Raw genomic sequence first — 14,374 nt, 5'->3', positions numbered from 1 at the left:
AAATAAAAATTAGCTTTTTTGTCTAAGTAGGGAGGCATAATTATTTGTAGGATGGGTTAGCGGTAGCGTAACCCATGCGGGCGTTGGGTTTCATGCTTCAACCGTTCGGCAAAAGCTCACGGCCGAAGCCCAACCTACGTTCATCTTATATTTAATTCCACCCACCCACTGAGGAGACAAATTAGATAATAGTTTCGGAATAATTAAAAGTGATAATAGGGGGATTGTACAGTAATTAGGTCATTTTGATAATCTTTCTCGATAGATGAGCATCAACAAGGCTGGTTAGATCAGGTAGGAACACCAATCACTCCAACCTCCAGAATATAGCTTAACATTCTCGTATCCGGCTAGGGTCAGGGAAAAGATATTAACACAGGCTGTCACTCCTGAACCACAGTAGAGGATAATTTCTCGATCGCCTTGCCGCTCTTGCCAACGTTGTGTTTGCAGGTCCTGGGGTTGACAAAAACCCTGACTATCGGTGACTTCCAACCAGGGATAATTAAGCGCCCCCTCGATGTGACCGGCGATCGGATCGATCGGTTCCCTTTCACCCCGATAGCGATCGCTTTCCCTAGCATCAATTAACACCACTCCCCCTTGCTCTTTTTGCCTTTTCACCTCCTCGATCGTCACTACCCAATCCTGTTGAACTTGGGGAAAAAAAGCGCCGGTTTTCGGCACAGGTATCTGATTAGAGGCGGGATAACCGGCATTTAACCAATTTTGCCAACCTCCATCGAGAATGCTGACTTTTTCATGGCCGAGATAACGTAATAACCACCAGAGACGACTGGCAAAGGCAAAACGGGAGGAATCGTAGGCGATGACATGGGTTTCACCAGAAATCACCCCTAAAGAGCTTAATTTAGCGGCTATCGTCTGCGGATTCGGTAAAGGATGACGGCCGCCATGACGGGCAACGGGAGCCGATAAATCGCGATCTAGGTGTAAATAGAAGGAATTTTCAATGTGATTGGCTAAATACTCTTGATAACCGAGATCGGGATCATTTAATTGAAAACGACAGTCAATAACCATCAGATCGGGGCGATCGAGATTAGTCACTAACCAACTAGGAGAAACGAGGGGTGCGATCGGATTCATGGCGGGAAAATTGTTTAATAATTAATAGACAGTTGCGCTGATCTTCGCTGCGAGTATAACTGAGTTGATCGGCGATTTTTTGGAGAATCGGCAGTCCTTGCCCATGACCTAATAAAATACGGTCACGATGGACATTTTTCTCGATAAAGCTCTCTAAATCGAAGACGGAACCCCGATCCCAGATGCGAATTTCCATCTGGTGGGGAACAATCTCGATCTCGATCTCGATCGGGATTTCGGGGGGGAGGTGTCGGTGAGCGTGACGGACAGCATTGGTAAAACCTTCGGCAAGAGCAAGCTGACACTGGAGCCAGTCTTTTTGGGGAATGCCCGCCGGTTTAAGTTGCTCAAAATACTTTAAAACGGTATCTAAGGACCTGAGATCGCTATCTACCTGAAAAGAAATCTTCACCCCCGGTTTACCTCTGCAATGCCTTACGCTAGAAGTTATACCATTTTTCCCAAACTATGACTGATGTGTTAGCTCGATTCTGGATTTAATCTTATCTTGAGATATAAGCAAAGTCATCTGTTAGGGGTCGGGGGTAAGCAGTAAGATTGAGGTAGTCGAGTTACAAAAAAGATGGTACGAATTCTAGTAATTGATGATGATGGAGTAATTCAAACGTTCCTGAGACGAGCTTTGCAGAAGGAATACGAGGTTTTTGTTGCCAGTGATGGGGAAGAGGGATTAAAGCAAGCGAGGCAACTAAAACCGGCGATGATTATTTGTGATTGGATGATGCCGGGGATCGATGGGTTGCAAGTTTGCCAGCAAATTAAGCTTAATCCCCAACTGTCAACGACTTTTTTTATCCTCTTAACTTCTTTGGGATCGGTGGAGGATCGGGTGAAGGGATTGGATGCGGGGGCCGATGATTTTTTATGTAAACCGATCGAAATTAATGAGTTAAAAGCGCGGGTGCGAGCGGGAATGCGTTTGCATCAATTAAGTCATGATCTGCAAGCACAAAAACAATTACTAGAAATGGAGTTAGCGGAGGCGGCGGACTATGTGCGATCGCTGTTACCAGAACCTTTTATTTCTCCAAAACTTGCTATCGATTTTCGCTTCCTTCCTTCTCGTCAATTGGGGGGCGATGGCTTTGATTATTATTGGTTAGATAATGACCATTTGGTGTTATATCTTTTAGATGTGGCAGGCCATGGATTGCGAGCGGCTTTACCTTCCCTTTCGGTAATTAATTTACTCCGTTCCCGTGGTTTAAGTCAGGTGAATTACTATGAACCTAATCAGGTTTTACAAGGGTTAAATCAAGTTTATCAAATCAGTCCTAAGAATGATAAATATTTTACTATTTGGTACGGAATTTATGATCGGAAACAACAACAGTTAACCTATGCCAGCGCCGGTCATCCCCCAGCAGTTCTCCTGACGCAAAAACCTTTTGGCCAGATGATTGAAACCAGACTGAAAGCCCCCGGTTTTCCCATCGGGATGTTTCTAGAAGCAGAATATATTAATCAGGTTCAATCCCTGAATTTACCCAGTAGCCTTTATCTTTTTAGCGATGGAATTTACGAGATCGATTGTGCTGATGGGAGGATGTGGGGACTGGAGAACTTTATTCAATCTTTACGAAATTATCACTGTAATTACGCCAAAAATCTCGATAATTTTATTGAAGAAATTCAAGCTTTACAATTTGATGGCAATTTTAAGGATGATCTTTCGATTATGCAGGTGGATTTTCGCTGATTAACTTCCTAAAATTTTTTGTTCTAATTCTTCTCGGTTATTAAAAATTTCAAAAACTCGATCCATATCAGTCAATTCAAATAACATTTTTATCTGCTCATTAATCGAGCAGATCAATAGTTTACCCCCCGCAGAACGCACGGTTTTTAAGGATAAAACTAACGCCCCTAAACCAGAACTATCCATAAAGGTGACATCCTTGAAATCAACGATAATAACCTCGGAACCTCCCTGCACGGCTTCGGCAATTTCTTGGCGAAATTCGCTGGCTTGGTTGCCATCTAAAATACCGGATGGTTGAATAACTTTAATCGCAGAACTCATAAAAAAAGGAAAAATTAAATGTTTTCTACCTGCTCACTGATAACTGCTCGCTGAAATTTGCTGACAGCAGCCAATCTTTAACTATTTTTAACATATTAGGGTCAAGAAAAGCGCAAAATTAAAAATAGGAATTTTTGAAACTGCATGGAAAGTTACGATGTCATCCTCATCGGTGCCGGGCATAATGGTTTAGTTTGTGCCGCCTATCTCCTCAAAGCCGGTTATCGCGTCCTCCTTCTCGAACAGCGTAGCGTACCGGGAGGAGCGGCTACCACAGAAGCGGTTATCCCGGATCTAGCCCCCGATTTTAAGTTTAATCTCTGTGCGATCGATCACGAATTTATCTTTTTAGGACCAGTAATTGAGGAATTAGAGCTAAAACGCCACGGATTAGAGTATTTATTCTTCGATCCTACCGTTTTCTGTCCCCATCCCTCTGGCCAATATTTTCTTTCCTATCGCTCTCTGGAAAAAACTCACGCCGCAATTGCCCAGTTTTGTCCGCGAGATGCCGATCGCTACCTTCAGTTTATCGACTATTGGGCGCAGTTGATGAATGCGATCGGTCCTTGGTTTAACGCTCCCCCCCAAGATTTGCTCAGAATCGCCCGCAATTATAACTCTAGTGCCTTAGCTAGTGTCTGGAAAGCGATCGGCTCGAAAAAGAAACTGCTCGACTTCATCCGCACGATGATTACTTCCCCCGAAGATGTCCTCAATGAGTGGTTTGAGAGCGAATTTGTCAAAGCACCCCTGGCTCGTCTAGCGGCGGAAATTGGCGCTCCTCCCTCCCAAAAAGGGATTACCTCCGGGATGATGATGATGGCGATGCGTCACTCCCCCGGGGTGGCTCGCCCTCGTGGTGGTACAGGCGCACTAACCGAGGCTCTGGTGAAATGTGTTGTCAGTCTCGGTGGGGTGATTTTAACCGAGCAGAAAGTTAAACAGATTCTAATCGAGGAAGGACAAGCGATCGGGGTTAAGGTGGACTCTGGACAGGAATATCTAGCAAAAGCGGGTGTTATCTCTAATATTGACGCTAGACGAGTTTTTTTACAGTTAGTCGCTCCCGCCGATGTGGATGCCGCCGATCCGGAATTGCGAGAAAGGGTAGAACGGCGAATTGTCAATAACAATGAAACAATTCTTAAAATTGACTGCGCCCTCGCCGAAGCACCAAGGTTCGAGGCTTACGATCACAAAGAGGAGTATTTACAGGGAACGATTCTCATCGCCGATTCCGTGCGTCACGTTGAACAGGCCCACGCTTTAACGATTTTGGGGCAGATTCCCGACGAAAATCCCTCGATGTACCTAGATGTCCCCACTATTCTCGATCCCTCCATGGCTCCCCAGGGCAAGCATACCCTCTGGATCGAATTTTTTGCCCCCTATCAGATTGCCGGCGCCGAGGGAACGGGATTAAACGGCACGGGATGGACGGAAGAATTAAAAAATCGCGTGGCCGATCGAGTTCTTGATAAACTGGCCGATTATGCTCCCAATCTCAAATCTTCGATCATTGCCCGTCGGGTGGAAAGTCCGGCCGAATTAGCTAATCGTTTGGGTTCCTATAAAGGTAATTACTATCATCTTGATATGACCTTAGATCAGATGATTTTCCTGCGTCCTTTGCCAGAAATAGCTAACTACAAAACCCCCATTAAAAACCTTTATTTAACTGGGGCAGGAACTCATCCCGGCGGCTCAATTTCGGGAATGCCGGGGCGTAATTGCGCTCAGGTTTTCCTGCGGGATCAAAGCACTTTTCTGCAAAGATTATTTAACTAGGGTTTGCTGAGTAAATGTGAAATAAGTAGGTAGTCGTGCAAAATAAATTTCCTAGTGAAGAAAGGCACTCATGCAAGAGGAGGTTAGATATGTGTAATTGATTTTGCTTAGGTACTTATATTCTAAACGAGGATGACTTCAGGCGTTATGACCGCTCTTACCTAATCTCCATAGTGTGTTTTGGTACGAATAATCAGAATAGTTTGATCGTCTTCATAAATTTCATAAAGCAGATGATCTTTTCTATTTAGGCGATAGGAATACAAGCCTTCTAAATCGCCTTTTAAGGATTTGCCAATATAGGGATTAATTGCAATTATATTAGTTAAAATTTATTGAAGTTTGACTTTTTGTTTTTGGGTGAGTTCGTCAGTATCTTTTCGCGCTCATTTAGAAAAGACAATTGTGTAGGTTGTCATCCAAATACTTGTTCCATTGTGAGGGTTTCTCCTGCGGCATATTCTCGTCGTGCTGATGCAATATGTTGTAATAGTTTGGAATCTTGCATGAGTTCGGAGGTTTCAGCTAAGGATTCCCATTCTTCTTGAGCAATGAGAATATAACTGCGATTTTCACGAACGATCACTACTCCATCGGGTTCTTTTTCAGTGCGATCACAGAGTTCTTCTAGGTTGGCTTTGGCGTAATCAACGGTGACTTGATACATAAATCGCTTACGGTTTGCGGGGATTACTCTTATAATAAAGCAAAAGATGTTTTCATGATTTATTTTGGGCTTTTCGGTTCTGATCGAGAAGAAGGCGATATGACAACTTTAGTAATGATCTAAGCCGTAACTTGCATAATCTCTTTAGCGGGAACAGCTAACACTAATTGATTAGGATAAACAATTTCTACGCCAATTGTCTCCATAAATGCTTCTTTTTCTGCTTGAGTGGCTGATACAAAATTTCCTTGTTCATCATATTTAACCCAATCGCCAAATAATTCTACTAGATAAGCCTCCCCATTTTTCAGAACTTCTACAATTGCTCCAACTGTACCGATAGGCGCAATTCCGCCATCGGTTAAGGGAATATCTTCCGTTAGTTGAATATCATCAAATAATTTAAACTTACTCATTTTTATTACCCTAAATTTTTATTGATTGAAACTAGCAGGTACTGCTGTGACAAATCTCACCACGTCTTCTCCTGTCAGGATAATCCAAACAGTACGAATTTGATGTAATTTACCGGAATATCCCCTGATTTTAACATAAGCACGATAGCGATCGCCATACTCTGTTGTATCTTGTTTTTGTAATATTTCGAGAGATACTGTCTCTAGTATAGCTTCTCGAATCGCTTCAGGATTATCAAATCCCATAACTTCACGCCAAAACTTACGTTTATCTCCACCAACGCCTGCTTTAGTGGTGTGGTTGAGCAGATAGTTAGCCTTAGATAAGGGAAATTGAAATTGAGTCGCTGAAATCATTTATGTCTAAACCAAGAAACCCTCGAAGCAATATTTTCCTGAGATGACGATTATAGCGTGCCATGGCGAGGGGAATATACCTGTGTCGCATAGAATTATAATTCTAAGCTTTGCTTGCGATATTTTTTTAGTAGTTGCTGTTTGATGTTCATGTTTTTTATTCTTCCTTTAAAAAAAGCTAATTTTGTCTTAGGTTACGCAACATTTCCACCATTTCGTGTGGAAAGCGTTGGCTTAATTCCTCATCAGGAAGTTGAGAAAGCATCTGCAAATAATTCATCATTACTGTTTGAGTGTTGGGGTGATTTTCTCCTAATTTTTCCGAACAAATAGCAATCGCTCTTTGATAGAGAGATTCTGCTTCTGTGTATTTCCCTTGAGACTGATAAAGATCCGCCAGATTGTTGAGACTGTTGGCCACATGAGGATGCTCTGCTCCTAATTGCTTTTCCCGAATCGCCAGTGCTCGCAAATAGAGGGGTTCTGCTTCTGCGTATTTCCCTTGAGCGCGATAAAGATCCGCCAGATTGTTGAGACTGTTGGCCACATCAGAATGCTCTTCTCCTAATTGCTTTTCCCAAATCGCCAGCGAGCGCAAAAAGAGAGGTTCGGCTTCTGCATATTTCCCTTGATCATAATAAAGACCAGCCAGATTGTTGAGACTGTTGGCCACATCAGGATGCTCTTTTCCTAATTGCTTTTCTGTAATCGCCAGCGCTCGCAAAAAGAGAGGTTCGGCTTCTGCGTATTTCCCTTGAGAATCATAAAGTAACGCCAAATTGTTGAGACTGGTCGCCACATCAGGATGGTTGGAGCCTAATTGCTTTTCCGTAATCCCCAGCGAGTGCAAAAAGAGAGGTTCTGCTTCTGCGTATTTCCCTTGAGCGCAATAAAGACTCGCCAGATTGTTGAGACTGGTCGCCACAGCAGGATGCTCTTTTCCTAATAGCTTTTCCCGAATCGCCAGCGAGCGTAAAAAGAGAGGTTCGGCTTCTGTGTATCTCCCTTGATCTTGATAAAGACTCGCCAGATTGTTGAGATTAGAAGCAACACTAGGATTATTGCCACTAAATAACTCTTCATGGATTTTTAATCCTTGTAAAAATAGAGATTCTGCTTGAGCAAAATCGCCTTGATATTGATAAGAAATACCTAAATTGATCAAAGCATTTGCTTCTGATGTTTTATCACCAATTTGCTGGGCAATTTCTAATTGTTTTTGAAAATATTCAATTGCTTGCTGATATTTTCCTAAAGATTGATAAGTAATCCCCAGATTTCCGAAAGCATTTGCTAGGGCAAGAATATCGCCGATCTCCTGAGCAATTGCTAATTGTTCTTGAAGATGTGAAATTGCTTCTTGATACTGCCCTAAAGACTGATAAGCCGCTCCCAAATTACCTAAAGTATTCGCCAGCGAATACCGATCATTGGTTTCTCTAATAATTACTAATTGTTGCTGAAGATATTGTACTGCTTCTCTATATTGACCCCAAGATTGATAAATCATTGCTAACCGGCCAAGAGCAAAAACCTCAGATTGTTTATCGCCAATATCCTGAGCTTTTTTTAAGAGCTTTTGATAGATTTTAGGATTATGTTTTTTGGGCGTAATCTGATCAAAGTTCTCAAGATTTAACTCTGTTTCATAATTACTAGCCTGAGCAGAATTAGTTTGATTTTTATGAATCTGAATCATCATTATCCTCCAATAAATTTAAAAATTGCTCAAATTGTGATTCTGCGGATTGAATTGCCTGAATCCATTCTGATAATTCTTTAACTGTTATATTAACTTTCCCCTTCTGTTGACGAGCATTTCCCTTAAGTTCGTAGAAAATTGCTCTCAATTTACATAGACTTCCAATGCTGTAATCAAGATTAGAAAGAGAAGTCGAAATAGACTTGGAACTCTCACTCGTTGTATCTAATTTAGCAGGGTTTTGTTTAACCTGCTCCCCTACAGGCGGCTGTAGTCAAAAATTATTAATTTGTTTATCAATATTAATATCCCGATTAGCAAAGTTAAGAATTTTTTCTAAGTCAGTAAACTGATTAATAACGTAAGGATTAGATTGATTTTTCTTAACCACTTGTTCTGCAACTTTTTGTATTTCTGGATCTTCCAGTAAAGTCGCCATTACCTCAATGGTTTCAGATAACAAAGCAGGATTTTGATTAGCCGATTGCAACTTTTTTAAAGTATCAGGAGACTTCGCTCCGATTAAATTTGTCAGTTTTTCAAGCGCACCATCTAAGACAAGCTCCCCCACACGGGCCAACGCTCCCCCCAAAATAATCGTGACTACTGTAGCCAATCGCGTTAAAGGTTCCATGGTACGACTCCTTGCTAGTAAATGGCACTTAATTAATTGTTAGATAGTGTAATAGGCTTCTGGTTCTTGTGTTTTATCTTTAATAAGATTATAGCCTGTGAAATAACAAAATGCCTACCCCGTGGAACAGGCTTCTAGTTCCTGTACCTGATCTTTGATAAGATTAACGTATAACCTTTAATTCTAGTTTGCTTGAGTTTGTCATTCATGGCTTAGGGAAAATAACGGTACATTTCTTTACGGTGTAAAACTCGGACAAAAGCAATCATATTCTCCTCAACATAAATACCTATGCGGTAATCTCCTATTCTTATCCGATAGTAACTGGGGTGGACTTCAATAGCTTTGATATTTCTTAACTCAGCTAGATTATTGGCCGCTTCTACCTCCACAATGACAGCTTCAATTCGTTGTCGTAGCTTACGATCCTTGATAGCACCTAAATCTCGAAAAAAAAGGCGACGAAATTCAACTTGCATGATTTACTCTGCTAATAAAGAAAAAATTTCTTCTCGACTGACATTTTCATCATGAAGACCTTCTTCTATTGCTTTGGCTAGAGCCATATCCTCTATCACTTCATAAATTACGTCTGTTAAAGTTTCCCGTTCCTGCAATAATAACTCATGCAGAACCTCTTTAACAATAGGCTTGAGTGCTTGGGCTTGATCTTCTAACATTTTTGTCTCCTAATCTGTGTTTTATCTTTAATAAGATTATAGCCTATAAACTGGCAAAATGCCTACCCCGTGGAACAGGTTTCTGGTTTCTGTACTTGATCTTTGATCAGATTAAAGTAAAAGCTTTAATTCCAGTTTGCTAAAGTTTGTTGTTCATTTTCCTTGATAAAACTAAGGTTTGACTAACACTTGATCTATGGGAATATGAGTTAAAAAAAATGCTTCTCCTTCCGAATCTCGCAAAGCTTCTAAATAGGAATCAATCCCTCGTGGTTGGGGCAAGTTTTCAACATCTGCCAAATGCAAAGCCAAAGCTGATCGCATTTGCTCCGTTGTTTCTTCTAGAGTCGCACCTGTTGCTACACACCCCAATACATCGGGTGAATAAGCTGAAAATCCCGTCTCACTTTTTTCGAGAACAATTAAATATTTGTCGATCATTTTAACCCTGCTTGTTTAAGAATACTAGCTAAAGTCCCTTTACGAACATCATCACTTAATTTGCCAGCAACAGTCACCTTTCCCCTTTTTGTTGGATGCTCATATTGGCGATGACTACCGACTGTATTAACGAGAAACCAGCCATCTTTTTCTAATAATTTAATGACATCCCGAATCTTCGTAGTCATAAACTTACTCGATGTAACCAAAAAATTTCTTCTCGACTGACATTTTCATCATCAAGACCTTCTTCTTTCGATTTACTTGATGGCTACTGGCAAAAGATAGCTACTGGCAATTGTATCAATTTGTCAAAGTTTGAACTTTTCCTATTCCCCTTGAGTTGCTTGTCTAACCTGTTCAATATCTAATTCTAAAGCTTGTGCTATCTGTTCAAAGTTTAATCCTAATGACAATAAACGAGGAATAGAGGCTAATTTTGCCGCTAATTCGCCCTCCTCTCTACCTTCCTCTCTACCTTCCTCTAAAGCTTCCTGATACACTTTAGTTTGTCTTAAATCGCTTAAACTAAACATCGCTTCTATCTCCTTTCTACTGACTTGGGGTAACTTATAAACCAAGATTGTCTCTATCAATTCTAAAAGTTCTTGCTGTTGTTTGACCTTAGGTAATTCTTCTCTAATCCGTGGTATTAATTGTTTTCCCTGCTCGATCGCTCTTGCGGTGGGTGCTATAATTAACTGTAACATCGATATTCCCAAGGATTCCACTTCCGTTAATTCCTCGAGATAAAAACGTAAAATCCTGCCTGAGTTGATTAACTCCCCATAACGAGCAGTCTCTAGGCTTTCCACGGAACGCCGAGGATAAATAACTACTCCCTGCCAATTGTTGCTTGAGTCCGTTTGGTGGAGATAGAGGAAGATTTCACTGGAGAAACGGGAATAAAACCTATTATCTTTCTGAAATTGTACTTCTAGGAAATAAATAGGCTGATTGGGTGTATCAGGCAAAAAGACTCCATCGAGACGAAAGGACAATTGTTTAACTTCCACCGAGGAGAATTGATAAGAATTGGCGATTTCGGGGGGAAGGTTCAACAAATCAAAGAAACAAGCGGGAAATCTTTGCAAGAGTTGATAGAAAATACTGTCAGTTTTCACGCAATTAAACTCAAAAAGAGGCCTCTAGTTTAGCAGCAGTTTTTTATTGTGTTCTTCCAGAAGCTCCTGTTTTTGAGCAATTGGGTTGACGACTGTTACCCAACACCATCGGAACCAAGAAGATTAAATAGGGTATGATGGAGGTTGGATAGATTTTCTCCTATACTTTCTCCCCAAGTATGACAACTGGGGAAAACTGGAAAGGTGGCACACCATAAATCATCCTCTTGCCAAACAATAACTTTAATAAGTACCTAAGCAAAATTAATTACACACATCTAACCACCTCTTGCCTCTTGCCTCTTGCCCTTTGCCTTTCTTCACTAGGAAATTAATTTTGCACGACTACTTATTCATCTTTAACTTTTTTGTCCTTATACGTCAAAGTAATGATCGATATTAATCGGGAACCACTCCCCATCTAATACCTGTTCGAGGGAGAAAGGATGCTCCACAGGAATCGCGTCGCCAGTGACGGTTTTCGCTTGTATTAGGGTTTTTCGAGCATTCGAGTAGGCTTTTTGAAAATAATCCCGCGCATGGTTGCTGAGAGTGGTGGTTTCTAGCCACTCTCCTAGTTGAGTTCGGAAACTGGCGATTTCTCCTACCCAGTGACAGACGTTGTGTTCTCGCTCCCGTTCCGATTTGTGATCAGCTAACTTAAACAGGTGTTCGATAAGCTGGGTTAATAAACTCTCTACAGCTCGTCTGTCACTTTTTCCCATGCACTCCACTTCCTCAATCAGATTTTCCCAGTCCACCTCATCAAACTTTTTTAGCTTTAAAAGTTCGGCGGTTTTTGAAGCCCAGAGAACAAAATCCTGATCATATAATGCTTTCATTGATAAAGCTGTTTCTACTGCCATAGTTTCGTTCCCACTGATCATAAAACTATGTCTTTAGCTTAACTTTACTAGCGCAAACCCTTTTAACTTTTTTTGTCTTTTACTAAGCATTGTAACTCGATCTCATCAGACGTTATACAATAAGTCTTGTCCCTCGATCGCATTGTCCCATGACTACCCCCTTCACTGCCGCAGAAATTGCCTCAGAAGGCATCAAACCCGAAGAATACGAAGAAATAGTCAAAAGACTGGGAAGACACCCCAATAAAGCCGAATTAGGAATGTTTGGCGTGATGTGGTCGGAACACTGCTGTTATAAAAACTCCCGGCCGCTGCTCAAACAATTCCCCACCACCGGCGAAAAAATTCTCGTCGGACCGGGAGAAAATGCCGGAGTAGTGGATTTAGGCGATGGATTGCGATTAGCCTTTAAAATCGAGTCCCATAATCACCCTTCTGCGGTGGAACCCTTTCAAGGTGCCGCTACCGGAGTCGGAGGCATCCTGCGGGATATTTTTACCATGGGGGCCCGTCCGATTGCTATCCTCAACTCCCTCCGTTTTGGTAACTTGCAAGATGCCCGCAATCGTCGCATTTTTGCCGGAGTCGTGGAAGGAATAAGTCATTATGGCAATAGTGTCGGCGTTCCCACGGTGGGCGGTGAGATATACTTTGATAATGCCTACAATGGCAATCCCCTCGTTAATGCCATGGCTTTAGGGCTAATGGAAACCGAGGAAATCGTTAAATCCGGGGCAAAAGGCCTGGGAAACCCGGTTTTATACGTTGGTTCTACCACCGGCCGGGACGGTATGGGAGGGGCAAGTTTTGCCAGCGCCGAATTAACCGATAAATCTATGGATGACCGGCCCGCAGTGCAAGTGGGCGACCCTTTTCTGGAAAAATCCCTGATAGAAGCTTGTTTAGAGGCATTTAAGACCGGCGCTGTGGTGGCAGCCCAGGATATGGGGGCTGCGGGGATCACCTGTTCTACCTCCGAGATGGCGGCCAAGGGAGGGGTGGGAATTGAATTAGACCTGGATAAAATCCCCGTCCGGGAAACTGGGATGGTTCCCTACGAATATCTGCTGTCGGAATCCCAAGAAAGAATGTTATTTGTGGCAGCATCGGGACGAGAAGGCGAATTAATCGAGATTTTCCAACGTTGGGGACTTCAGGCTGTGGTCGCTGGCCAGGTAATTGCAGAACCGATCGTCCGTATATTATTTAAAGGGGAAATTGCCGCCGAAATTCCTGCCACGGCCCTAGCGGATAACACTCCTATCTATCATCGGGAATTACCGGCAGAACCGCCAGAATACGCCCAAAAAGCTCAAGTATGGGAAGATAGCACGATTCCTATTCCCGAATCCTATAACGAGATTTTATTAAAACTGCTGGATAGTCCCTCGATTGCTTCAAAACGCTGGGTTTATCGTCAATATGATCATCAAGTCCAGAATAACACCGTTATTCTCCCCGGGGGAGCCGATGCGGCCGTGATTCGCGTGCGTCCTCTGGGTGCTAATCCCGCAAATTCTCGGCGAGGTGTAGCGGCGACTACAGATTGTAATCCGCGATATGTTTATCTTGATCCCTATAACGGAGCTAAGTTGGCCGTGGCAGAAGCGGCCAGAAACCTTAGTTGTGTTGGTGCTGACCCCATTGCTGTCACGGATAATCTCAATTTCGGAAGTCCAGAGAATTCAATCGGTTATTGGCAATTAGCCACTGCTTGTCAGGGTATTGCCGAAGCTTGTCGGGAAATGAATACACCGGTGACTGGGGGTAATGTCTCTTTGTACAACGAAACCGTTGATGCAGCTGGCAGCCCCCAGTCTATTTATCCCACTCCCGTGATTGGGATGGTGGGATTAGTGCCGGATATCGGGCAAATTTGCGGCCAAGGTTGGCAAAAAGCGGGGGATTTAATCTATCTTTTGGGTTTCTCCCTGCCAACTATCGGCGCTTCCGAATATTTAGCCGTTATTCACGGTTTGGTGACGGGAAAACCGCCAGTAATTGATTTTGAGTTAGAAAGAAAGGTACAAGCAGCCTGTCGTCGGGGAATTCGCGCCGGTTGGCTGAAATCTGCCCACGATTGCGCGGAGGGAGGTTTAGCCACTGCTCTGGCAGAATGCTGTATTAGTGGCCAATTAGGGGCGGAAATTGACCTTTCTTGGCAGCATCAAGGCCGTTTTGATGCGGTGTTATTCGGGGAATTGGCTAGTTGCATTATCGTCTCCGTTTCCCCCGAAAATCAGCAAGATTGGGAAGAATATCTAAAGACACAATTGGGAGACTATTGGCAAATAACCGGCAAAGTTAGCGAAAAAAGCGATAATCTTTTAATTCTTGACCGGAATAAACAACCGGCGATCGATGTTAGTCTAGAAACTATACAGCAAGTGTGGTCAAAAGCGATCGAAAGAAGACTTTAGGGAAGGAAACAGGATTCAGGAGTGGGGAAATGGGGAAGTGGGGAAATGGGGAAATGGGGAAATGGGGAAATTCAGCTAAAACCCTAACACCCCAAAACCCTAACACCCCAAAACCCTAACAC

At 42.6% G+C, this 14,374-nt stretch carries 19 protein-coding genes; 3 read left to right on the top strand and 16 right to left on the bottom strand.

Going from position 1 to position 14,374, the window contains the following annotated elements:
• Positions 1 to 285: 285 nt before the first annotated feature.
• Together ACE3JL_RS17130 and ACE3JL_RS17125 are read right to left on the bottom strand one after the other, a co-directional pair.
• On the bottom strand, positions 286 to 1,110 hold the full coding sequence (locus ACE3JL_RS17130) for a sulfurtransferase (RefSeq protein WP_271991378.1): 825 nt from the start codon (positions 1,108 to 1,110) through the stop codon (positions 286 to 288).
• The gene (locus tag ACE3JL_RS17125) at positions 1,079 to 1,522 is read right to left on the bottom strand and encodes an ATP-binding protein (RefSeq protein ID WP_271991376.1); all 444 of its coding nucleotides are present in this window, start codon (positions 1,520 to 1,522) and stop codon (positions 1,079 to 1,081) included. Before ACE3JL_RS17125 ends, ACE3JL_RS17130 begins: the two co-directional genes overlap by 32 nt.
• A gap of 171 nt (positions 1,523 to 1,693) precedes the next feature.
• On the opposite strand from ACE3JL_RS17125, the gene ACE3JL_RS17120 reads away from it, so the two are divergent.
• Entirely contained in the window at positions 1,694 to 2,830 is a 1,137-nt protein-coding gene (locus ACE3JL_RS17120) for a PP2C family protein-serine/threonine phosphatase (RefSeq protein WP_375327988.1), read from the top strand.
• Here the strand turns inward: ACE3JL_RS17120 and ACE3JL_RS17115 are convergent, their stop codons facing one another.
• Positions 2,831 to 3,154 (bottom strand): STAS domain-containing protein, encoded by a 324-nt coding sequence (locus ACE3JL_RS17115; protein WP_193955648.1) that lies wholly within the window; start codon positions 3,152 to 3,154, stop codon positions 2,831 to 2,833.
• Between the two features lie 144 nt (positions 3,155 to 3,298).
• On the opposite strand from ACE3JL_RS17115, the gene crtO reads away from it, so the two are divergent.
• Positions 3,299 to 4,945: a beta-carotene ketolase CrtO gene (crtO, locus tag ACE3JL_RS17110; RefSeq protein ID WP_375327987.1), complete on the top strand. Its 1,647-nt coding sequence runs from the start codon at positions 3,299 to 3,301 to the stop codon at positions 4,943 to 4,945.
• 161 nt (positions 4,946 to 5,106) lie between these two features.
• Here the strand turns inward: crtO and ACE3JL_RS17105 are convergent, their stop codons facing one another.
• The 13 genes from ACE3JL_RS17105 to ACE3JL_RS17045 all read right to left on the bottom strand — a co-directional run bounded on the left by ACE3JL_RS17105 (position 5,107) and on the right by ACE3JL_RS17045 (position 11,832).
• Complete coding sequence (locus tag ACE3JL_RS17105; RefSeq protein ID WP_271991402.1) at positions 5,107 to 5,256, bottom strand: type II toxin-antitoxin system YoeB family toxin; 150 nt, start codon at positions 5,254 to 5,256, stop codon at positions 5,107 to 5,109.
• A 104-nt stretch (positions 5,257 to 5,360) separates the two neighbouring features.
• Complete coding sequence (locus ACE3JL_RS17100) at positions 5,361 to 5,612, bottom strand: type II toxin-antitoxin system Phd/YefM family antitoxin (protein WP_271991368.1); 252 nt, start codon at positions 5,610 to 5,612, stop codon at positions 5,361 to 5,363.
• Between the two features lie 119 nt (positions 5,613 to 5,731).
• Positions 5,732 to 6,028 carry a DUF4926 domain-containing protein gene (locus tag ACE3JL_RS17095; protein WP_271991365.1) on the bottom strand — a complete coding sequence of 99 codons (297 nt, stop codon included), beginning with the start codon at positions 6,026 to 6,028 and terminating at the stop codon, positions 5,732 to 5,734.
• 18 nt (positions 6,029 to 6,046) lie between these two features.
• The gene (locus ACE3JL_RS17090; protein WP_375327986.1) at positions 6,047 to 6,385 is read right to left on the bottom strand and encodes a DUF6883 domain-containing protein; all 339 of its coding nucleotides are present in this window, start codon (positions 6,383 to 6,385) and stop codon (positions 6,047 to 6,049) included.
• Between the two features lie 178 nt (positions 6,386 to 6,563).
• Entirely contained in the window at positions 6,564 to 8,087 is a 1,524-nt protein-coding gene (locus ACE3JL_RS17085; RefSeq protein WP_375327985.1) for a tetratricopeptide repeat protein, read from the bottom strand.
• Positions 8,068 to 8,235, bottom strand: a complete 168-nt coding sequence (locus ACE3JL_RS17080) for a hypothetical protein (protein ID WP_375327984.1) — start codon at positions 8,233 to 8,235, stop codon at positions 8,068 to 8,070. The genes ACE3JL_RS17085 and ACE3JL_RS17080 overlap by 20 nt, the downstream gene beginning before the upstream one ends.
• Positions 8,236 to 8,361: 126 nt before the next feature.
• Positions 8,362 to 8,721, bottom strand: coding sequence for a hypothetical protein (locus ACE3JL_RS17075; protein ID WP_375327983.1), 360 nt, complete (start codon positions 8,719 to 8,721; stop codon positions 8,362 to 8,364).
• 212 nt (positions 8,722 to 8,933) lie between these two features.
• Positions 8,934 to 9,200, bottom strand: coding sequence for a type II toxin-antitoxin system RelE/ParE family toxin (locus tag ACE3JL_RS17070; protein ID WP_375327982.1), 267 nt, complete (start codon positions 9,198 to 9,200; stop codon positions 8,934 to 8,936).
• A gap of 3 nt (positions 9,201 to 9,203) precedes the next feature.
• On the bottom strand, positions 9,204 to 9,401 hold the full coding sequence (locus ACE3JL_RS17065; protein WP_002786733.1) for a hypothetical protein: 198 nt from the start codon (positions 9,399 to 9,401) through the stop codon (positions 9,204 to 9,206).
• Between the two features lie 171 nt (positions 9,402 to 9,572).
• On the bottom strand, positions 9,573 to 9,842 hold the full coding sequence (locus ACE3JL_RS17060; RefSeq protein WP_193955643.1) for a type II toxin-antitoxin system HicB family antitoxin: 270 nt from the start codon (positions 9,840 to 9,842) through the stop codon (positions 9,573 to 9,575).
• On the bottom strand, positions 9,839 to 10,030 hold the full coding sequence (locus tag ACE3JL_RS17055) for a type II toxin-antitoxin system HicA family toxin (protein ID WP_002745088.1): 192 nt from the start codon (positions 10,028 to 10,030) through the stop codon (positions 9,839 to 9,841). The genes ACE3JL_RS17060 and ACE3JL_RS17055 overlap by 4 nt, the downstream gene beginning before the upstream one ends.
• Positions 10,031 to 10,171: 141 nt before the next feature.
• Positions 10,172 to 10,966: an Rpn family recombination-promoting nuclease/putative transposase gene (locus ACE3JL_RS17050; RefSeq protein ID WP_271991357.1), complete on the bottom strand. Its 795-nt coding sequence runs from the start codon at positions 10,964 to 10,966 to the stop codon at positions 10,172 to 10,174.
• Positions 10,967 to 11,340: 374 nt separating this feature from the next.
• Positions 11,341 to 11,832 (bottom strand): DUF29 domain-containing protein, encoded by a 492-nt coding sequence (locus ACE3JL_RS17045; RefSeq protein WP_271991355.1) that lies wholly within the window; start codon positions 11,830 to 11,832, stop codon positions 11,341 to 11,343.
• A 149-nt stretch (positions 11,833 to 11,981) separates the two neighbouring features.
• On the opposite strand from ACE3JL_RS17045, the gene purL reads away from it, so the two are divergent.
• On the top strand, positions 11,982 to 14,252 hold the full coding sequence (gene purL, locus ACE3JL_RS17040; protein WP_375327981.1) for a phosphoribosylformylglycinamidine synthase subunit PurL: 2,271 nt from the start codon (positions 11,982 to 11,984) through the stop codon (positions 14,250 to 14,252).
• The last annotated feature ends 122 nt before the right edge of the window (positions 14,253 to 14,374 follow it).

It is taken from the genome of Microcystis sp. BLCC-F210, from assembly GCF_042134685.1.
Classification (GTDB): Bacteria; Cyanobacteriota; Cyanobacteriia; order Cyanobacteriales; family Microcystaceae; genus Microcystis; species Microcystis aeruginosa_D.
This window is presented reverse-complemented; position numbering and strand designations above follow the sequence as displayed.

Excerpts from the sequence above, each read along its gene's own strand:
- ACE3JL_RS17095 (WP_271991365.1), bottom strand. The coding sequence starts at position 6,028 with ATGAGTAAGTTTAAATTATTTGATGATATTCAACTAACGGAAGATATT.
- ACE3JL_RS17130 (WP_271991378.1), bottom strand. The coding sequence starts at position 1,110 with ATGAATCCGATCGCACCCCTCGTTTCTCCTAGTTGGTTAGTGACTAAT.
- ACE3JL_RS17075 (WP_375327983.1), bottom strand. The coding sequence starts at position 8,721 with ATGGAACCTTTAACGCGATTGGCTACAGTAGTCACGATTATTTTGGGG.
- ACE3JL_RS17070 (WP_375327982.1), bottom strand. The coding sequence starts at position 9,200 with ATGCAAGTTGAATTTCGTCGCCTTTTTTTTCGAGATTTAGGTGCTATC.
- ACE3JL_RS17120 (WP_375327988.1), top strand. The coding sequence starts at position 1,694 with ATGGTACGAATTCTAGTAATTGATGATGATGGAGTAATTCAAACGTTC.
- ACE3JL_RS17045 (WP_271991355.1), bottom strand. The coding sequence starts at position 11,832 with ATGGCAGTAGAAACAGCTTTATCAATGAAAGCATTATATGATCAGGAT.
- ACE3JL_RS17055 (WP_002745088.1), bottom strand. The coding sequence starts at position 10,030 with ATGACTACGAAGATTCGGGATGTCATTAAATTATTAGAAAAAGATGGC.
- ACE3JL_RS17085 (WP_375327985.1), bottom strand. The coding sequence starts at position 8,087 with ATGATGATTCAGATTCATAAAAATCAAACTAATTCTGCTCAGGCTAGT.
- ACE3JL_RS17100 (WP_271991368.1), bottom strand. The coding sequence starts at position 5,612 with ATGTATCAAGTCACCGTTGATTACGCCAAAGCCAACCTAGAAGAACTC.
- ACE3JL_RS17090 (WP_375327986.1), bottom strand. The coding sequence starts at position 6,385 with ATGATTTCAGCGACTCAATTTCAATTTCCCTTATCTAAGGCTAACTAT.
- purL (WP_375327981.1), top strand. The coding sequence starts at position 11,982 with ATGACTACCCCCTTCACTGCCGCAGAAATTGCCTCAGAAGGCATCAAA.
- ACE3JL_RS17065 (WP_002786733.1), bottom strand. The coding sequence starts at position 9,401 with ATGTTAGAAGATCAAGCCCAAGCACTCAAGCCTATTGTTAAAGAGGTT.
- ACE3JL_RS17115 (WP_193955648.1), bottom strand. The coding sequence starts at position 3,154 with ATGAGTTCTGCGATTAAAGTTATTCAACCATCCGGTATTTTAGATGGC.
- ACE3JL_RS17060 (WP_193955643.1), bottom strand. The coding sequence starts at position 9,842 with ATGATCGACAAATATTTAATTGTTCTCGAAAAAAGTGAGACGGGATTT.
- crtO (WP_375327987.1), top strand. The coding sequence starts at position 3,299 with ATGGAAAGTTACGATGTCATCCTCATCGGTGCCGGGCATAATGGTTTA.